General features: G+C 45.4%; 13 protein-coding genes. 7 read left to right on the forward strand and 6 right to left on the reverse strand.

Going from position 1 to position 15,468, the window contains the following annotated elements; translation table 11 throughout:
• Positions 1 to 137: 137 nt before the first annotated feature.
• Positions 138 to 1,493: a glutathione-disulfide reductase gene (gene gorA / locus QWZ07_RS22550; RefSeq protein WP_192853240.1), complete on the reverse strand. Its 1,356-nt coding sequence runs from the start codon at positions 1,491 to 1,493 to the stop codon at positions 138 to 140.
• Positions 1,494 to 1,681: 188 nt separating this feature from the next.
• Positions 1,682 to 2,521 (reverse strand): 23S rRNA (adenine(2030)-N(6))-methyltransferase RlmJ, encoded by an 840-nt coding sequence (locus QWZ07_RS22555; RefSeq protein WP_029224298.1) that lies wholly within the window; start codon positions 2,519 to 2,521, stop codon positions 1,682 to 1,684.
• A gap of 279 nt (positions 2,522 to 2,800) precedes the next feature.
• Here QWZ07_RS22555 and prlC point away from each other — a divergent pair, with 279 nt between their 5' ends.
• Positions 2,801 to 4,843, forward strand: a complete 2,043-nt coding sequence (gene prlC, locus QWZ07_RS22560; RefSeq protein ID WP_192853241.1) for an oligopeptidase A — start codon at positions 2,801 to 2,803, stop codon at positions 4,841 to 4,843.
• 68 nt (positions 4,844 to 4,911) lie between these two features.
• Here the strand turns inward: prlC and asnC are convergent, their stop codons facing one another.
• Complete coding sequence (asnC, locus tag QWZ07_RS22565; RefSeq protein WP_009848066.1) at positions 4,912 to 5,376, reverse strand: transcriptional regulator AsnC; 465 nt, start codon at positions 5,374 to 5,376, stop codon at positions 4,912 to 4,914.
• A 126-nt stretch (positions 5,377 to 5,502) separates the two neighbouring features.
• On the opposite strand from asnC, the gene QWZ07_RS22570 reads away from it, so the two are divergent.
• The 3 genes from QWZ07_RS22570 to QWZ07_RS22580 all read left to right on the forward strand — a co-directional run bounded on the left by QWZ07_RS22570 (position 5,503) and on the right by QWZ07_RS22580 (position 10,271).
• A complete protein-coding gene (locus QWZ07_RS22570; RefSeq protein ID WP_192853318.1) occupies positions 5,503 to 8,625 on the forward strand; it encodes an EAL domain-containing protein in 3,123 nt (1,040 codons plus the stop codon).
• A 169-nt stretch (positions 8,626 to 8,794) separates the two neighbouring features.
• A complete protein-coding gene (locus QWZ07_RS22575) occupies positions 8,795 to 9,574 on the forward strand; it encodes a class I SAM-dependent methyltransferase (RefSeq protein WP_192853242.1) in 780 nt (259 codons plus the stop codon).
• A 121-nt stretch (positions 9,575 to 9,695) separates the two neighbouring features.
• Complete coding sequence (locus tag QWZ07_RS22580) at positions 9,696 to 10,271, forward strand: hypothetical protein (protein WP_102311773.1); 576 nt, start codon at positions 9,696 to 9,698, stop codon at positions 10,269 to 10,271.
• Between the two features lie 114 nt (positions 10,272 to 10,385).
• On the opposite strand, the gene QWZ07_RS22585 is transcribed toward QWZ07_RS22580, so the two are convergent.
• On the reverse strand, positions 10,386 to 11,264 hold the full coding sequence (locus tag QWZ07_RS22585) for a carboxylate/amino acid/amine transporter (protein ID WP_192853243.1): 879 nt from the start codon (positions 11,262 to 11,264) through the stop codon (positions 10,386 to 10,388).
• 52 nt (positions 11,265 to 11,316) lie between these two features.
• On the reverse strand, positions 11,317 to 11,751 hold the full coding sequence (uspA, locus tag QWZ07_RS22590) for a universal stress protein UspA (protein WP_004735555.1): 435 nt from the start codon (positions 11,749 to 11,751) through the stop codon (positions 11,317 to 11,319).
• 188 nt (positions 11,752 to 11,939) lie between these two features.
• On the opposite strand from uspA, the gene ftnA reads away from it, so the two are divergent.
• The 3 genes from ftnA to QWZ07_RS22605 all read left to right on the forward strand — a co-directional run bounded on the left by ftnA (position 11,940) and on the right by QWZ07_RS22605 (position 14,289).
• A complete protein-coding gene (gene ftnA / locus QWZ07_RS22595; protein ID WP_017109234.1) occupies positions 11,940 to 12,467 on the forward strand; it encodes a non-heme ferritin in 528 nt (175 codons plus the stop codon).
• A 68-nt stretch (positions 12,468 to 12,535) separates the two neighbouring features.
• The gene (gene uspB / locus QWZ07_RS22600; RefSeq protein ID WP_009848060.1) at positions 12,536 to 12,859 is read left to right on the forward strand and encodes a universal stress protein UspB; all 324 of its coding nucleotides are present in this window, start codon (positions 12,536 to 12,538) and stop codon (positions 12,857 to 12,859) included.
• 236 nt (positions 12,860 to 13,095) lie between these two features.
• Positions 13,096 to 14,289 carry a BaiN/RdsA family NAD(P)/FAD-dependent oxidoreductase gene (locus QWZ07_RS22605; RefSeq protein ID WP_192853244.1) on the forward strand — a complete coding sequence of 398 codons (1,194 nt, stop codon included), beginning with the start codon at positions 13,096 to 13,098 and terminating at the stop codon, positions 14,287 to 14,289.
• A gap of 136 nt (positions 14,290 to 14,425) precedes the next feature.
• Here QWZ07_RS22605 and QWZ07_RS22610 read toward each other — a convergent pair whose 3' ends face one another.
• A complete protein-coding gene (locus tag QWZ07_RS22610; protein WP_192853245.1) occupies positions 14,426 to 15,334 on the reverse strand; it encodes a DMT family transporter in 909 nt (302 codons plus the stop codon).
• Positions 15,335 to 15,468 lie beyond the last annotated feature (134 nt).

A 15,468-nucleotide genomic window follows, 5' to 3' on the forward strand; every position in this document is an offset into this window, starting at 1 on the left:
GCTATAGATTTTGCTGAGATTTGACAATCTTTTATAATTTTTTATATATCAGTGCTTTGTGTGTTCTTTTTTTGTTCAAGGTGGTTAATAAAAAGCAGGCCTAAGCCTGCTTCTATCTTTAATCTTATGATCTGCGATTAACGCATCGTCACAAATTCTTCTGAGCCCGTTGGGTGAATTGCCACAACAGAGTCGAAATCTGCTTTGGTTGCGCCCATCTTCATTGCAACGCCGAAGCCTTGAATCATTTCATCAACAGTGAAACCGATGCCGTGTAGGCCAACTACAGTCTCTTCTTCACCAGCACATACTAGCTTCATCTTACAAGGTTGACGGTGTTGAGTGACTGCTGTGTACATTGCAGTAAAACCAGACGTGTATACCTTGATGTTGTCTTTGCCGTATTGCTCTTCAGCTTCTTGAGTCGTTAGACCAATTGTGCCGATAGGTGGGTGGCTGAATACAACAGTAGGAACGAGCGTGTAGTCCATCTTCGCGTTGGTTTGACCATTGAATAGACGCTCAGAAAGCTGACGACCTGCTTTAACAGCAACAGGTGTTAGCTCGATGCCGCCTTCCATGATGTCACCAACACAGTAGATGCCAGGAACGTTGGTTGCTTGGAATTCGTCTACTTTGATGTAGCCACGGTCGTTTGTTGCAACGCCCGTTGATGCTAGGTTGATAGCGTCAGTTGCTGGGTGACGGCCGATAGCCCAGATTAGGTGGTCAACGTTTTGAGTGTTGCCGTTCTCTAGATGCAGAGTCAGTGTGCCATCTGCTTCTTTCACTACTTCTTTAGGAACAGAGTGCGTGTGAAGTGTTGGGCCTTCCGCTTCCATTACTTCAACCAGTGTCTCAACAATCATTGGATCGAAGCTACGTAGTGGCGACTCTTTACGACAGAACAGATGTGTTTCAGTGCCAAGTGCACTTAGTACGCCTGCGATCTCAACTGCGATGTAGCCCGCGCCGATAACAGCAACACGTTTAGGTTGCTCCATCAGGTCGAAGAAACCGTTTGAGTCGATACCGTGCTCTGCGCCAGGGATGTTTGGAATGGTTGGACGACCACCTACTGCGATCAGGATGTGATCCGCTGTGTAGTGTTCACCGTTAACTTCAACGGTTTTTTCGTCAACAAACTTAGCAAAGCCTTTGATTACGTTTATTTTGTTGTTACCAAGAACGCGATCGTAAGATTGGTGGATACGACCAATGTACGCTTGGCGGTTTTCAACCAGTTTGCCCCAGTCGAAGCCTTTTACGTCAACGTCGAAGCCGTAGTCTTTTGAGTATAGGTTGATCGCTTCAGCAACCTGAGCACCGTGCCACATAACCTTTTTAGGAACACAACCAACGTTTACACAAGTACCACCAAGGTCTTGAGCTTCGATAAGTGCAACTTTTGCACCGTGCATTGCTGCGCGGTTAGCTGATGCGATGCCGCCTGAACCGCCGCCGATACAGATGTAATCAAAATGAGTCGCCATTACTTTCTCCATTTATTGAAGGCTGTGGGTACAGTGAGCGCACTGAACACCTACGTCCTATAGATTCTTAAATTGTCTAATTATTATATTGAGGGCAGATCGGTTGAACTCAATCTCCCTGTTTAAAATTTATTCGTGTACGTCACAGTCTGTTGAAGATTCTGCAAACTATGACGTTAAGTTCGAGATTACTCGGGTACGATCCACTCTACTTTGAAGTGACCGGTTGCCGGCGCAATTGCTTCCTTCAAGAATGGAAGAATTTCGTTCATTTGGCTTTCTAGCTTCCAAGGCGGGTTGATAACAATCATGCCTGATGCTGTCATGCCACGCTCATTGGTGTCTGGTGATACGCCAAGTTCGATTTGTAGAATCTTGTTAATGCCTAGGCCTTCAAGTCCTTCAATCATGTCTTCGATATCACAGCGGTTTACCACTGGGTACCAAATTGCGTAGATACCGGTTGCCCAGCGCTTATGGCTTTGAGCAATCGCAGTCACAACATCACGATACTCTTTTGCCAGCTCGTAAGGCGGATCGATCAGTACCAAACCACGACGTTCTTTTGGTGGCAGGCTGCCTTTTAAGCGTTGGAAGCCATCTTCTTTATAGATAGACACCTGACGATCGCGGTGGAACTCTTGCTCAAGTAGAGGGTGGTCTGCAGGGTGAAGTTCGGTTAATACCATGCGGTCTTGATCACGGAGGTGTGCACGTGCAACTCGTGGTGAACCTGGATAGAAACGCAGTTTTTCGCCATTGTTGAGTGCAGAGATAGACTCAAGGTAGCTTTGAATGTCTTCAGGAAGTTCTGTTTGTGCCCAGACGCGGGCAATGCCTTGTTTGTACTCGCCCGTTTTTTCAGACCATTCATGCGTTAAGTCATAACGACCTACACCAGAGTGAGTGTCATGGTAAACAAAAGGCTTATCCTTCTGTTTCAAAGAATTAAGAATAAGGCTCTGTACGATATGCTTTACTACGTCGGCATGGTTACCCGCGTGGAAGCTGTGGCGATAACTTAACAAATTAAACTCTCGTAACACTCTCGAATTAGAGTGTGGTTAGTGTAGGTGGGGTTAATTTGACTATTATAACCCCCAATGGACCATAAATTCTCGAACAATTCAGGAACAGTCGTTCGCAATATGCAGTTAGTTATTGGTTCTACTATTGAAATTTGCCTTCATGAGCACTATTTAATAACTATTCGCAGGTGATTTTTTAGGGCGATCCTTAGCCTGATGACTGTAAGACGACCTCATTACAAAAAAGACGAAAGTCTCTAAAGCCAAAGGAATGTTTATATGTCTAATCCGCTATTAACCTTCACGGACTTACCTCCGTTTTCACAGATCAAACCTGAGCACGTTAAGCCAGCGGTTGAGCAAGTGATTGAAGAGTGTCGCAACAAGATAGAACAAGTACTTGAAGGTAATACTTCACCAAGCTGGGACAACCTCGTTGCTCCGATTGAAGAAGTGGATGATCGTTTAGGTCGCATTTGGTCACCTGTAAGCCATATGAATTCTGTGATGAACAGCGATGAGCTGCGTGACGCTTATGAGAGCTGTCTGCCTGTGCTTTCTGAGTACGGCACGTGGGTTGGTCAACATAAAGGTTTGTTCGAAGCGTATAAAGCGATCAAGGCGAGTGAGGCGTTCTCGGCATTAGACCAAGCTCAACAAAAAACCATTACCGACGCACTGCGTGACTTTGAATTGTCAGGCATTGGCTTACCCGCAGACGAGCAGCATCGCTACGGCGAGATCAGTAAACGCCAGTCTGAGCTGGGTTCTCAATTCTCAAACAATGTGCTTGATGCAACCATGGGTTGGAGCAAGCAGGTAACAGACATGGCTGAACTGGCCGGTATGCCTGAGTCGGCATTGGCAGCAGCACAAGCCGCGGCAGAAGCTAAAGAGCAGGAAGGTTACCTACTGACTCTAGATATCCCATCATACCTGCCGGTGATGACGTACTGTGATAACCAAGCGCTACGTAAAGAGCTGTACGAAGCCTACGTAACTCGCGCTTCAGATCGCGGTCCAAATGCTGGTAAGTGGGACAACACTGAGATCATTACTGAACAACTTAAGCTGCGTCACGAGATCGCACGCATGCTTGGCTTTAGCACTTACAGCGAAAAATCTCTGTCGACTAAGATGGCAGAAACGCCAGACCAAGTACTTGGTTTCCTTAACGACCTAGCAGTAAAAGCCAAACCACAAGGTGAGCGCGAAGTAGAAGAGCTACGTCAATTTGCTGAGAAAGAGTTTGGTGTCTCTGAGCTAAACCTGTGGGACATCGCTTACTACAGCGAGAAACAAAAACAGAACTTGTTCGAGATCTCTGATGAAGAGCTTCGTCCATACTTCCCTGAGTCGAACGCAGTGTCTGGTTTGTTCGAAGTACTAAATCGTGTGTTTGGTATGTCTGTGACTGAGCGTGAAGGTGTGGATACATGGCATGATTCAGTGCGCTTCTTTGACATCTTTGATGCGACAGGCACATTGCGCGGTAGCTTCTACCTAGATCTATACGCACGTGAACACAAACGTGGCGGCGCTTGGATGGACGACTGTCGCGGTCGTCGCATTACTCAATCTGGTGAGCTACAGACGCCTGTTGCTTACCTAACGTGTAACTTCAACAAGCCAGTCGGTGACAAACCAGCACTGTTTACTCACGATGAAGTGGTCACTTTGTTCCACGAATTTGGCCACGGTATCCACCACATGCTAACGCAAGTTGAAGCGGGTGCAGTTGCGGGTATTAACGGTGTGCCTTGGGATGCCGTTGAGCTACCAAGTCAGTTCCTAGAAAACTGGTGTTGGGAAGAGGAAGCGCTGTCATTCATTTCTGGTCACTTCGAAACGGGTGAAGCGCTACCAAAAGAGATGTTAGAGAAGATGCTAGCGGCGAAGAACTTCCAATCTGCGATGTTTATCCTGCGTCAGCTAGAGCTTGGCTTGTTCGATTTCACACTGCACACAGAATACGATCCAGAAGTCGGTGCTCGCGTACTAGAAACACTAGCTGACGTGAAGTCTAAGGTTTCTGTATTGCCAAGCCTTGATTGGAACCGCTTCTCACACAGCTTTGGGCATATCTTTGCTGGTGGCTACAGCGCGGGTTACTACAGCTACCTATGGGCAGAAGTATTGTCTGCAGATGCGTTCTCTGCATTTGAAGAAGAGGGCATCTTCAACACTGAAACCGGCAATCGTTTCCTGAACAACATCCTTGAGATGGGTGGCAGTGAAGAGCCGATGGAGCTGTTCAAACGCTTCCGTGGTCGTGAGCCTCAAATCGATGCGATGCTGCGTCATGCGGGTATCAGCGCTTAATATTGTGCTGGTCAGAATGTAAAAAGAGCCTCATTGTGAGGCTCTTTTTGTATCGATTTATCAAACGATTATGGATTTACATTGCGGTTGATAGGGTTCTGCAATGAAATTAGTGTCTCAGTCGATTGAACCTCGTCAATCGCCTGCAATTTATCAATCAGTACGAACTGCAACTCTTCGATCGATTTACACATCAGTTTAACGAAAATGTTGTAGGCGCCAGTGGTGTAGTACGCCTCAACCACTTCATCTAATGCATTAAGCTTGGCAATGGCTGAGTGGTAGTCGCGAGCTGCGTTAAGGTTGATACCAATAAAACAACACACGTCGTAACCAAGCTTCTTGGTGTTTACCACAACCTCGGTTCGCTCAATAATGTCGGCCGATCTCATCTTTTCGATACGAACGTGAATCGTCGCGGGACTGACATCGAATTTCTTTGCCATTTCAGCATAAGGCGTGCGCGCATCTTCCATCAAAGTTTTGAGAATGGCACGGTCTAGGTCATCCAGACGAGCAGTAGTTGTGGACATGCGTAAACCCTTATATCGAATGAAAATAGTTCGGCTAGAGTACATATCATAGCCAAGGGTGATAATATTAGCAGCAACGATGATGTTAAGGTGAATTCAGTGCGATTTTGGTTGTTATTTCTTGTGATGTGTTGGAGTACGTTTGCTTCAGCGCAGACAAAAGATGTGTTGGTGATTCACTCTTACCATCAAGGTTTTTTCTGGACAGATGATTTCCACAAAGGGCTAGCGGCAGAGCTTGACCGAGATGGCCTGTCTTATCGTGTCGTTTATCTTGATAGTAAGCGCTCTCAAAATCCTGAGTATCTTGAGCGTGTTTACCAGCTTTATCACACCAAACTGCTGCATGAAGAGTTTGCTGCCGTTGTGGTCAGTGACAATAACGCGCTCAACTTAATGAAGCGCCTTGCGCCCGATCTCAAAGATACTCCTGTTATCTTTGGCGGTATCAACAACTTCTCTCCCGAAATGATTGAAGGTTTGAACGCGACGGGTATTAGTGAGGATATTGATTTAGTCGGTAATATCGAACTCATCAAGCGTCTTCAATCGACTGTCAAAAAAATCTATATTGTCACCGACCATTCAGTGACGGGCCAAGCCATTCGTGCTCAAGTCGACCTGTTTGTTAGAAAACACCCAGAATTTTCCGATCTTGTTGAACACTATGTTCCTGATTCTTATCAAGAGCTCGTGGCATTTTCTCAGAGTGCCGATCTCGGAAAAAGCTTGCTGTTTTGGGCGTATTATCGCGATGCCAATGGTCGAGTCAGCAGCGATGAAGACTGGCGCGTTCTCAATACACAGACTCAAATGCCATTGTATATGGTGCATGACTTGGGGCTTGGGTTTGGTGCTATCGGAGGCGTGATTCAGAGTGGTGAGACGCAGGGGCGAGATACTGGGCGTGTTCTATTGAATGTGTTGGCTAATCCGGATAAACCGCTGCCCCAAGTGGTTGCTGGCGCGCCAGAAATCAAACTCGATTACCAACAAATTTCTCGTTGGGATTTGGGCGCAGAGAATGAAGCGGCAGTCACTTTCCTAAATAAGCCTAAGCCATTTCTCGCGCGCTATCGCGACGAGATTCGTACGATTGGTTTGCTGTTTTTAGCCATGGCGTGCGTGATTGCCACCTTGGTGTATTACCTGAACCGACTTAAAAAAAGCGAACGGGCAAGCCGAAAAAGCCAAATGTTGCTCGAGTCGATCTTCGATCAAAGCCTGCAATTTATGGGCATTATCGACAAAAATGGGGTGCTGTTGTCGAGTAACAGCAAGCTGCATGAACTTCTTTATAATCAAGGCTACAAGCTTGGTACTCCGCTTCAAAACCACCAACATTGGGAAGAGTCTGCACGTGAAATACTGAAGGAGTATTTTACGAGCAAAGAAACGCCGCCAGCTTTGCGCTTTGAAGCGGAAGTATGGTGTCGTGACCGTGGTGTGATGGTATTAGAGATTTCTCTGAAGTCGATGCCGGGCAATGAAGAGGATGATACCCAATTCTTATTTGAAGCGCGTGATGTGACTTCCCGTAAACTTGCTGAAAACAAACTGTTCCAACGCGAAGCCAACCTTAAACTGTATTACGACAAGCAACCCGTAATGATGATTACGCTGGATGGCAACAACCGTATTCAGCAAGTGAACCAGTTTGCTGAAGAGGTGTTAGGTTATCCTCTGGAACAATTGCTAGGTCATCGTCCAAGAGAGTTCTATGTCGATGAAAATGCAATGATCCCGCGTCATATCTTGTTGCAACCACAACATAAGGTGCGCGGCGTGTGGCGCCGTGATATCGAATATCGTCATGCGGATGGCAGCACAATCTGGATTCGTGAAAACATTCGTCCATTGGTTGAATCCGATCAGCTGTTGATTGTTGGCGAAGACATCACCGAGACTCATGAGCTTTCTGAAAAGTTAGAGTATCAGGCTCGCTATGACTTGCTCACTGGTACCTTTAACCGCAATCACTTTGCACAAGAATTGCAAAAGGCATTAAAAGAAGTCGAGAGCCACATGCGTACTCACGCCATGCTGTTTTTGGACTTAGACCAACTTAAGGTCTTAAACGATACTGCTGGCCACGAAGCGGGTGATGCTGCAATCATGTTTAGCGCTAAGCTGCTGGAAGACGTCCTGCCATACAATGCCGTGTTGGCACGTATGGGCGGCGATGAGTTTGCTGTATTAATCAAAGACTGCACTGAGCGAGATGCGGTTAATGTGTGTCGCAGTATCATCTCAATGATGAGTGAGAATCCATTCTTGTGGGGTGATATTCGCCTTAACCTGACCAGCTCTATCGGTATTCGATTGATTGACCATACCGCGGCTTCACCGCAAATGGTGCATGCTCAGGCTGATGCCGCTTGTCATGCAGCGAAAGAAGAAGGGCGTAATCGCTATAACCTTTATCATCAAGATGATGAAGATATCCGTCGTCGTCACTTAGAAATGGAGTGCGTCAATCTCGTCCATGAGGCCTTGGCGAATGATCGTTTAGAGTTGTTTGCACAGCGTATTCTTGGTTTAGACAAAGACAGCGAGAAAATGCATTTCGAGATCTTGGTGAGAATCAAAAACATCAAGGGTGAGTACATCTCTCCGGGGATCTTCATGCCTGCATCAGAGCGCTATAATATTGCGCACTTGATTGACCGCCGAGTCGTGAGCCAAACCCTCGCTTGGTTGGAAGGTCGACCAAAGGTGATAGATGAACTTGGAATGTGCTCTATCAATCTGTCTGGTCACTCGATGGGTAATCGAGAGTTTGTTGAGTTCTTGATTGAAAGTTTGGCGAACTCGTCAGTGCCTTGCCATAAGATTTGTCTAGAAATCACTGAAACGGCCGCGATGAGCAACATGAAACAAGCGATCAAATTCTTTACTCGCATTAAAGAGCTTGGCTGTATGATTGCACTCGATGACTTTGGTTCAGGCTTATCATCGTTTGGCTACCTGAAGAAATTGCCAGTCGATATTGTGAAGATTGATGGCCTATTTGTACGCGATATTGATGTCAACGAAATGGATCATGTGATGGTTCGTTCTATCAATGACTTGGCCAAGCAGATGGGTAAACACACGGTAGCTGAGTTTGTTGAAAACACTCAGATCATCGACAAGCTGATCGAGCTCGGTGTTAACTACGCGCAAGGCTACATTATTGGTCGACCTAAGCCGCTTGCAGAGCTCGTTGAAGAGTTACAACAAGAGCGAACGTTAGAGCATTTAGATTAAGCGAACCAAGCGACACTATGAGTATTCTTTAGCACTAGCGACGCTAATCATTTACAGCGCTAACAAGCTTTCAGAACTAATAGTTTGCACCGCTAATATGTATTGTTGAGGCAATCAGGTAAACTGGTTGCCTCTTTTGTTTTAATACTACTGTCTGTTGGAGACGACCTTGCTACTACAACTGATTTGCGAAGATGCCACCCAAATCGATCATCTAAATGACTTAGCGACCCGTTGGAATTTATCTCATGATGAAAACAGCGATTTCGCTTTGGTACTGACTAGCGAGCGACTTGAGTTACGTAAAGTCGATGAACCTAAGCTTGGTGCTATCTTTGTTGATTTGGTCGGAGGCGCAGTCGGTCACAGACGTAAGTTTGGTGGTGGTAAAGGTCAGGCAATTGCTAAGGCCGCAGGTCTAAATAAAGGGGCAACACCGACCATCTTAGATGGCACCGCTGGTTTAGGACGTGATGCGTTTGTTCTAGCTTCGTTGGGCTGTAAAGTACAGATGGTAGAGCGACATCCAGTTGTGGCTGCATTATTGGATGACGGCCTGCAGAGAGCACAAAAAGACCCAGACATCGGTGGTTGGGTGAGTGAACGTATGAAGTTGATTCATGCTTCTAGCCATGATGCCCTAGATAAGCTGAGTAACGATCCTGAATTCGAACAGCCTGATGTGGTGTATCTCGACCCTATGTACCCGCACCCTGAGAACAAAAAGAAATCGGCTTTGGTTAAGAAAGAGATGCGCGTATTCCAATCTTTGGTTGGTGCAGATCTGGATGCCGATGGTTTGTTTGAGCCTGCGATGAAGCTCGCATCAAAGCGTGTTGTGGTCAAAAGACCGGATTACGCGGCGTGGTTAGACGAGCAAAAACCAAGCATGGCGATCGAAACCAAAAAGAACCGTTTTGATGTCTATGTGAAAGCATCAATGACTTAGCAGCACGCTAAGAAAGTTTCCCGTCATAAATACGATAAATTGCCATTTAACACTTGCGATAGTCGCGTTACGGATGTATATCTAACTAAGAATCATTATTATTCTTAGCTGGAGTTGTAGCATGGCTAAACGCTTTTGTAAGTTAAACCGTCGAGATATCACTGAACACCTAGGCGAGATCCACAGCTTGGTTACCCAACCTAAGTTTGTGTGTCGTTCTTGTGCGCGTTCATCGTCGGATCAAGCGAACCTATGCAAACCAACAGCAATCCCACCGATTGATTGTCAGAATAAACCCGTTGAAGAAAAAGTCGCGTGTGGTCTACTTGCTGAAACATTGCCAACTCCAGACGTTTCTCTTATCGAGGTCATGGACAGCGCTGAGCCAGTTGTACAAATCTTTGACCCTGCGGTTGTAGCAACAGCGGATAAAGTCGCGTTGAAAAAAGCCAAGTTGAAAAAATTGATGGCGAAGGCGAGCGGCGATGAGAAAGCTGAACTCAAACAAGCGAAGAAAGCGGCGAAGAAACAAGAGAAGTACAACAAAAAGCTCGCGAAGATGATTAAGAAGCAGCAAAAGCTGTTTAAGAAAAGCCAAAAATTGGAAAGTGACCTTGAACGCATCAACCTACAACTTGATGACGTAGCCTTCACTGAAACCAAGACCCAGGTAGTGAGCCATAGTCACATTCACTGAAGTTGATTCGAAGAATTTATTGCTATACAGATGATTTAAAAAGAGCGACCTACGGTCGCTCTTTTGCTTTTTGGATATTAATTTTAGCCAAATACAGCTTGTTAGCTTAACGCGCTAGGCATTACTAGCATCTCTCGCAACACGCTTCTTAACCCAAGTCTCATTAACCCACAAAGACAGCAAGATAACCCCACCACCAATGGAAAGTCGTACTAGGTCGACATCTCTATTCCAGATAAGGATATTCACCACAAGGCCTGCTGGGACTAACACATTGTTCATCACGGCAAGTGCGCCAGCATTTACCATGCACGCGCCTTTGTTCCACATAAAGTAACCCATTCCTGAAGCAATTAAGCCGAGGTAAAGCAGGATTCCCCATTGAAGTGTGGTCGTAGGCAGTTTTTCAGGGTTGCCCAATAGCATGAAAGCAACTGAAGCCACACACAGAGCACCTAGATAAAAATAACCAAACACCGTGTGTTGAGGTAATTCAGTCGCTTCTTTTTCCATTACCACTTTATAGCCGACCTGACCGATAGCAAAGCATAGGTTCGCCCCTTGCACGACAAGGAAGCCGACCAAAAAGTTTTCATTGATGCCCGCGAATTTAATAAACACCGCGCCTAATACCGCAATAGCAGCAGTCACTAGGTACCAAGGTGAGAATTGCCCTTTGAGAAAGTCATAAATAAGCGTGACATAAATTGGGGTAAAGACGGTAAACAAAAGGACTTCAGGAACTGACAGCAGCAAGAACGACTGATAATAGAAGCAATACATCAGCCCAAGCTGAATACCACCAATAGCCATCAATTTAGCGATCAGCTTACGTGAGACGCCACGAAACTTAAGGAAGGGAAGAAATACGAGACCCGCAAGGGCAACACGCATCAAAACAGAGAACCAAGCATCAACCTGACCAGCAAGGTAGACGCCGATCAGGCTAAAGGAGAAGGCCCATAGGAGGGTAACACCAGCTAAATAGCTCATAGTAAAACTTCGTTAATAAGATATGAGCTGTATGTTACCTAACCTTAAATCATTAGTCTTCTGAATCTCTTAGAGGCACGACCAGCATATCAACTGGAGAGGCGTTGATCAGTTGTCGCGTTGAAGAAAGCAGTTTGCTCCAGAAGTCTTGATGGTGACCACAAACCACTAAATCAACATTGAACTCGTTGATGGTGTCACACAGCTCATGACTCAGGTCGCCACTGCCCACTAAGGTGTGGGTGATCGGGTATTGAGCATGCTCAGCAAAGTTTTGCAGCTGAACTCGAGATGCTTCCATTGCGTTATGCTGAGTTTCCGCCATGTTGATATCGATTAGGCCGGTATACAGCTCGGCATAGTTAATATCGATATGGATAAAAGAGACTTTGGCTTCCAATGGCTTTGCCAATGCTACCGCTTTATCCACAATTAATTTGCTGTCTTCTGATAAATCGACCGCGACCAAAATATGTTTGTAACTCATATCGCTACCTCCTTTATTCATTGTCTGTTTAAAGATTAGCACTATGCGATGGCTTTTTTTGCTGAAGTGATCTCATATCCATCGTCTTGCGTACTGGTTCTTCGAATTGTTGGTTAAGTAATGGTCAGCGAGATATTCATTAAATAGTGATATAGTAGAGAAAACTAAGGTGTAATCAGGAGACTTTAATGCTGTCTAAAACAATGGTTGATCAACTCAACGATCAAATTAATCTAGAATTTTTCTCATCCAACCTATACTTACAAATGAGTGCTTGGTGTGAAGACAAAGGATTTGAAGGTGCAGCAGAGTTTCTGCGTGTTCATGCAGTAGAAGAAATGGAACACATGCAGCGTCTTTTCACTTACGTTAGTGAAACAGGTGCAATGCCAATTCTAGGTGCTATTGAAGCGCCAAAACATGAATTCGACAGCCTTGGTGCCGTGTTCCGTGAAACATACGAACATGAGCAAATGATCACTGAAAAAATCAACAAACTGGCTCACGTTGCTTTCACATCACAAGATTACTCAACCTTTAACTTCCTGCAATGGTACGTTGCGGAGCAACACGAAGAAGAGAAGTTGTTTAAAGGTGTATTGGATAAGCTAGAGCTCGTTGGTGAAGACGGTAAAGCACTGTTCTTTATTGATAAAGACCTAGCGCAATTGGCAAAAGATGGTTCATCTTCAATTATGGAAGCTCCTGCAGTTTAGGCTGTAAGAAAAAGACACTGATTATCTTTTTCTTTTGAGTCTTCCCTTGAAGATGTAGGGAGGAAAGGATGATCAGCGGCGACACTATTCTATTTGCACTAATGGTTGTGACATGTGTGAACTGGGCGCGTTATTTTACTGCGCTGAGAACACTCATTTATATTATGCGAGAAGCACATCCTCTACTTTATCAACAAGTAGACGGAGGTGGGTTCTTCACAACTCATGGCAATATGACCAAGCAGGTTCGCCTGTTTAGTTACATCAAAAGCAAAGAGTATCACCATCATCACGACGAAGTTTTTACGTCGAAGTGTGATCGTGTAAGACAGTTATTTATACTCTCTTCCGCTCTGTTGGGTGTCACGTTGCTGTCTTCATTCATCGTTTAAATTCCAGATGAGTTGAGTGATTAACTAGAACTCAGTTCGTTGATTTGGTCATCCATATTGGCTTATGGGAACTGACTGGAATTTGCACGAATGAACATCAATTGCAAAGTTGAAAATTGCCGTTAGAATAGCGAGCAATTAGTAAGGATGTGCTGTTATGCACATCCTTTTTTATTGGTGGCGTTATGGGCACAAGGCGTGCTTCGTGATGCAAAAGTGAAGAAAGCAGAACCGCAATGAGTGAAAAATTTGACGTAATCGTAATTGGCGCAGGTGCAGCTGGCTTGATGTGTGCAGCAGAAGCAGGCAAGCGCGGCCGACGAGTGCTCGTCGTAGATCATGCCAAAAAACCGGGAAGAAAAATCCTTATTGCTGGTGGCGGTCGCTGTAACTTTACTAACTATGATGTCACAGCAAAAAACTTTTTAAGTCAAAACCCCCACTTTGTTAAATCTGCACTGGCTCAATATACCAATTGGGATTTCATTTCGATGATCTACAAGCATGGTATTGAGTTTGAAGAGCGTGATCACGGGCAATTGTTCTGTGTGAATGACCATAACTCAAAAGATATCGTCACCATGTTGCTAGCAGAGTGTAAGCAAGCAAAGGTTGAAGAGCGTTACCGTTGTGATGTTCATTCTATTGAGAAAACAGACGCTGGCTTCAAGATGCATCTCAACACCGATGAAGTAGAGTGTGATTCATTGGTTATTGCAACCGGTGGCCTTTCAATGCCAAAACTAGGCGCGACGCCATTTGGTTATAAAGTGGCAGAGCAGTTTGGTTTATCTGTGGTGCCAACAACCGCTGGCTTGGTGCCATTTACTCTGCATAAAGAAGACAAAGAAGCCTTTGCTGAGCTTTCTGGCATCGCGATTCCTACCGAGATCACCGCGCAAGACGGCACTTTATTCAAAGAAGCGCTGCTGTTTACTCACCGCGGCCTATCTGGCCCTTCGGTACTGCAAATCTCTTCATTTTGGAAAGCGGGTCAGTCGGTTTCCATCAACCTAGTTCCTGAAGTGGACGTTGCTGAGTTACTTGAAAACTCTCGTGAGAAACACCCAAATCAGAGCCTGAAAAATACCTTAGCGAAAGCATTACCAAAGCGTTTCGTTGAGGTGCTGATTGATCGTAAAGAGCTTGAAGATAAGCCGCTCAAACAGTTCAACGAAAAGCAGTTAAATGAGATTGTAGAGCATCTAGAGAACTGGAAAATTGCGCCCAACGGCACCGAAGGCTACCGAACGGCTGAAGTGACTTTAGGCGGTGTCGACACCAATCACCTCTCTTCAAAAACGATGGAATGTAAGACGGTTTCTGGCCTCTACTTCATCGGTGAAGTAATGGACGTAACAGGTTGGTTAGGTGGTTATAACTTCCAATGGTGTTGGAGCTCAGGCTTCGCAGCAGGCCAGTGGGTTTAAGCTTTTTGCTTACCGATTAGGTTTCAATTTACATAAAAATGGCGAGTCATAGGACTCGCCATTTTTGTATTTACAGATTGCTATCGTTGATCATTCAGGAAGTTGCGTATTGCGATAATCCTATTCTTTCTGGGCATCAACTTTCAGAGCTGGGGTTGTTTTTTTTCTTTCCCCACTTGATCTGCTGGATAACAAGGCCTGCAATAATTAGCATCAAACCAAACAGCGTCGCGGGGTGAATCTCTTCGCCAATAATGGTTGAAAGTAGCATTAGCGAGATAAACGGTGAGGCGAAAATTAGGTTGCTGATACGTGCCGTATTGTTGGTTAGCTTGAGTGCCGATAGCCACAAAACAAAGGTAATACCCATCTCGAATAGGCCAACATAAGTCACGGCCATCCAACCTTTCGCTGTGATTTGGCTAAAACTCTCGCCTTCGTAAACGGTTAAACCAATTGCGAATGGCAATGCCACTAAGAACCCAAGTAATACACCCACCACAGGGTCAGCTTTATTTTTGGTATTGAGAATCCAGTACCCTGCCCACAGCAGTGTTGAAAGCAGAGCAAGTGCCACACCGAGTGGGCTATCGAATTGCATGCCTAGCACATCGCCTTTGGTGGCAATAACTACCACACCCGCATAGCTGAAGGTACACGCCACCCAATCTTGTTTACGAATCTTTTGCCCTAGAAAAACCGCTGCCATTAGAGTCAGCGTGATCGCCCAACTGTAGTTGATGGCTTGAGCTTGAGATGCTGGTAACAAGTCGTAGGCTTTGAATAGAATCAGGTAGTAGGCTAGAGGGTTGACCAAACCGAGCAGTAAGTAATACCAAGGGTTTGAAAGAAACGTGGTACTCAGTTGAGAAAGCTTACCTTGAAACGCGCAAACGGCGATCAGCGCAATCGACGACACAATGCTGGCGATGGTCAGCATTTGAATCGGTGAAAACTCAGCAAGGGTCAGCTTAAAAGCAGTAGCGACTGTTGACCACAGCAATACCGCAGCAAGGCCAAAGCCCAAGGCACGACGTTCGTTCATAGCAACTCATTCTAATTTGATGGGACAGAATACGGAGCGCCTAGTCTATCTGTCGAATTTTAATACGGCAAACTGGACATTTATCCAGTATCAAAATACCATTTAATGAGTTATCTCCAATTAGGCTAAATCAT

Source organism: Vibrio lentus (genome assembly GCF_030409755.1).
GTDB lineage: Bacteria > Pseudomonadota > Gammaproteobacteria > Enterobacterales > Vibrionaceae > Vibrio > Vibrio lentus.

Excerpts from the sequence above, each read along its gene's own strand:
- gorA (WP_192853240.1), bottom strand. The coding sequence starts at position 1,493 with ATGGCGACTCATTTTGATTACATCTGTATCGGCGGCGGTTCAGGCGGC.
- prlC (WP_192853241.1), top strand. The coding sequence starts at position 2,801 with ATGTCTAATCCGCTATTAACCTTCACGGACTTACCTCCGTTTTCACAG.
- asnC (WP_009848066.1), bottom strand. The coding sequence starts at position 5,376 with ATGTCCACAACTACTGCTCGTCTGGATGACCTAGACCGTGCCATTCTC.
- QWZ07_RS22570 (WP_192853318.1), top strand. The coding sequence starts at position 5,503 with ATGTGTTGGAGTACGTTTGCTTCAGCGCAGACAAAAGATGTGTTGGTG.
- QWZ07_RS22580 (WP_102311773.1), top strand. The coding sequence starts at position 9,696 with ATGGCTAAACGCTTTTGTAAGTTAAACCGTCGAGATATCACTGAACAC.
- QWZ07_RS22585 (WP_192853243.1), bottom strand. The coding sequence starts at position 11,264 with ATGAGCTATTTAGCTGGTGTTACCCTCCTATGGGCCTTCTCCTTTAGC.
- uspA (WP_004735555.1), bottom strand. The coding sequence starts at position 11,751 with ATGAGTTACAAACATATTTTGGTCGCGGTCGATTTATCAGAAGACAGC.
- ftnA (WP_017109234.1), top strand. The coding sequence starts at position 11,940 with ATGCTGTCTAAAACAATGGTTGATCAACTCAACGATCAAATTAATCTA.
- uspB (WP_009848060.1), top strand. The coding sequence starts at position 12,536 with ATGATCAGCGGCGACACTATTCTATTTGCACTAATGGTTGTGACATGT.
- QWZ07_RS22605 (WP_192853244.1), top strand. The coding sequence starts at position 13,096 with ATGAGTGAAAAATTTGACGTAATCGTAATTGGCGCAGGTGCAGCTGGC.
- QWZ07_RS22610 (WP_192853245.1), bottom strand. The coding sequence starts at position 15,334 with ATGAACGAACGTCGTGCCTTGGGCTTTGGCCTTGCTGCGGTATTGCTG.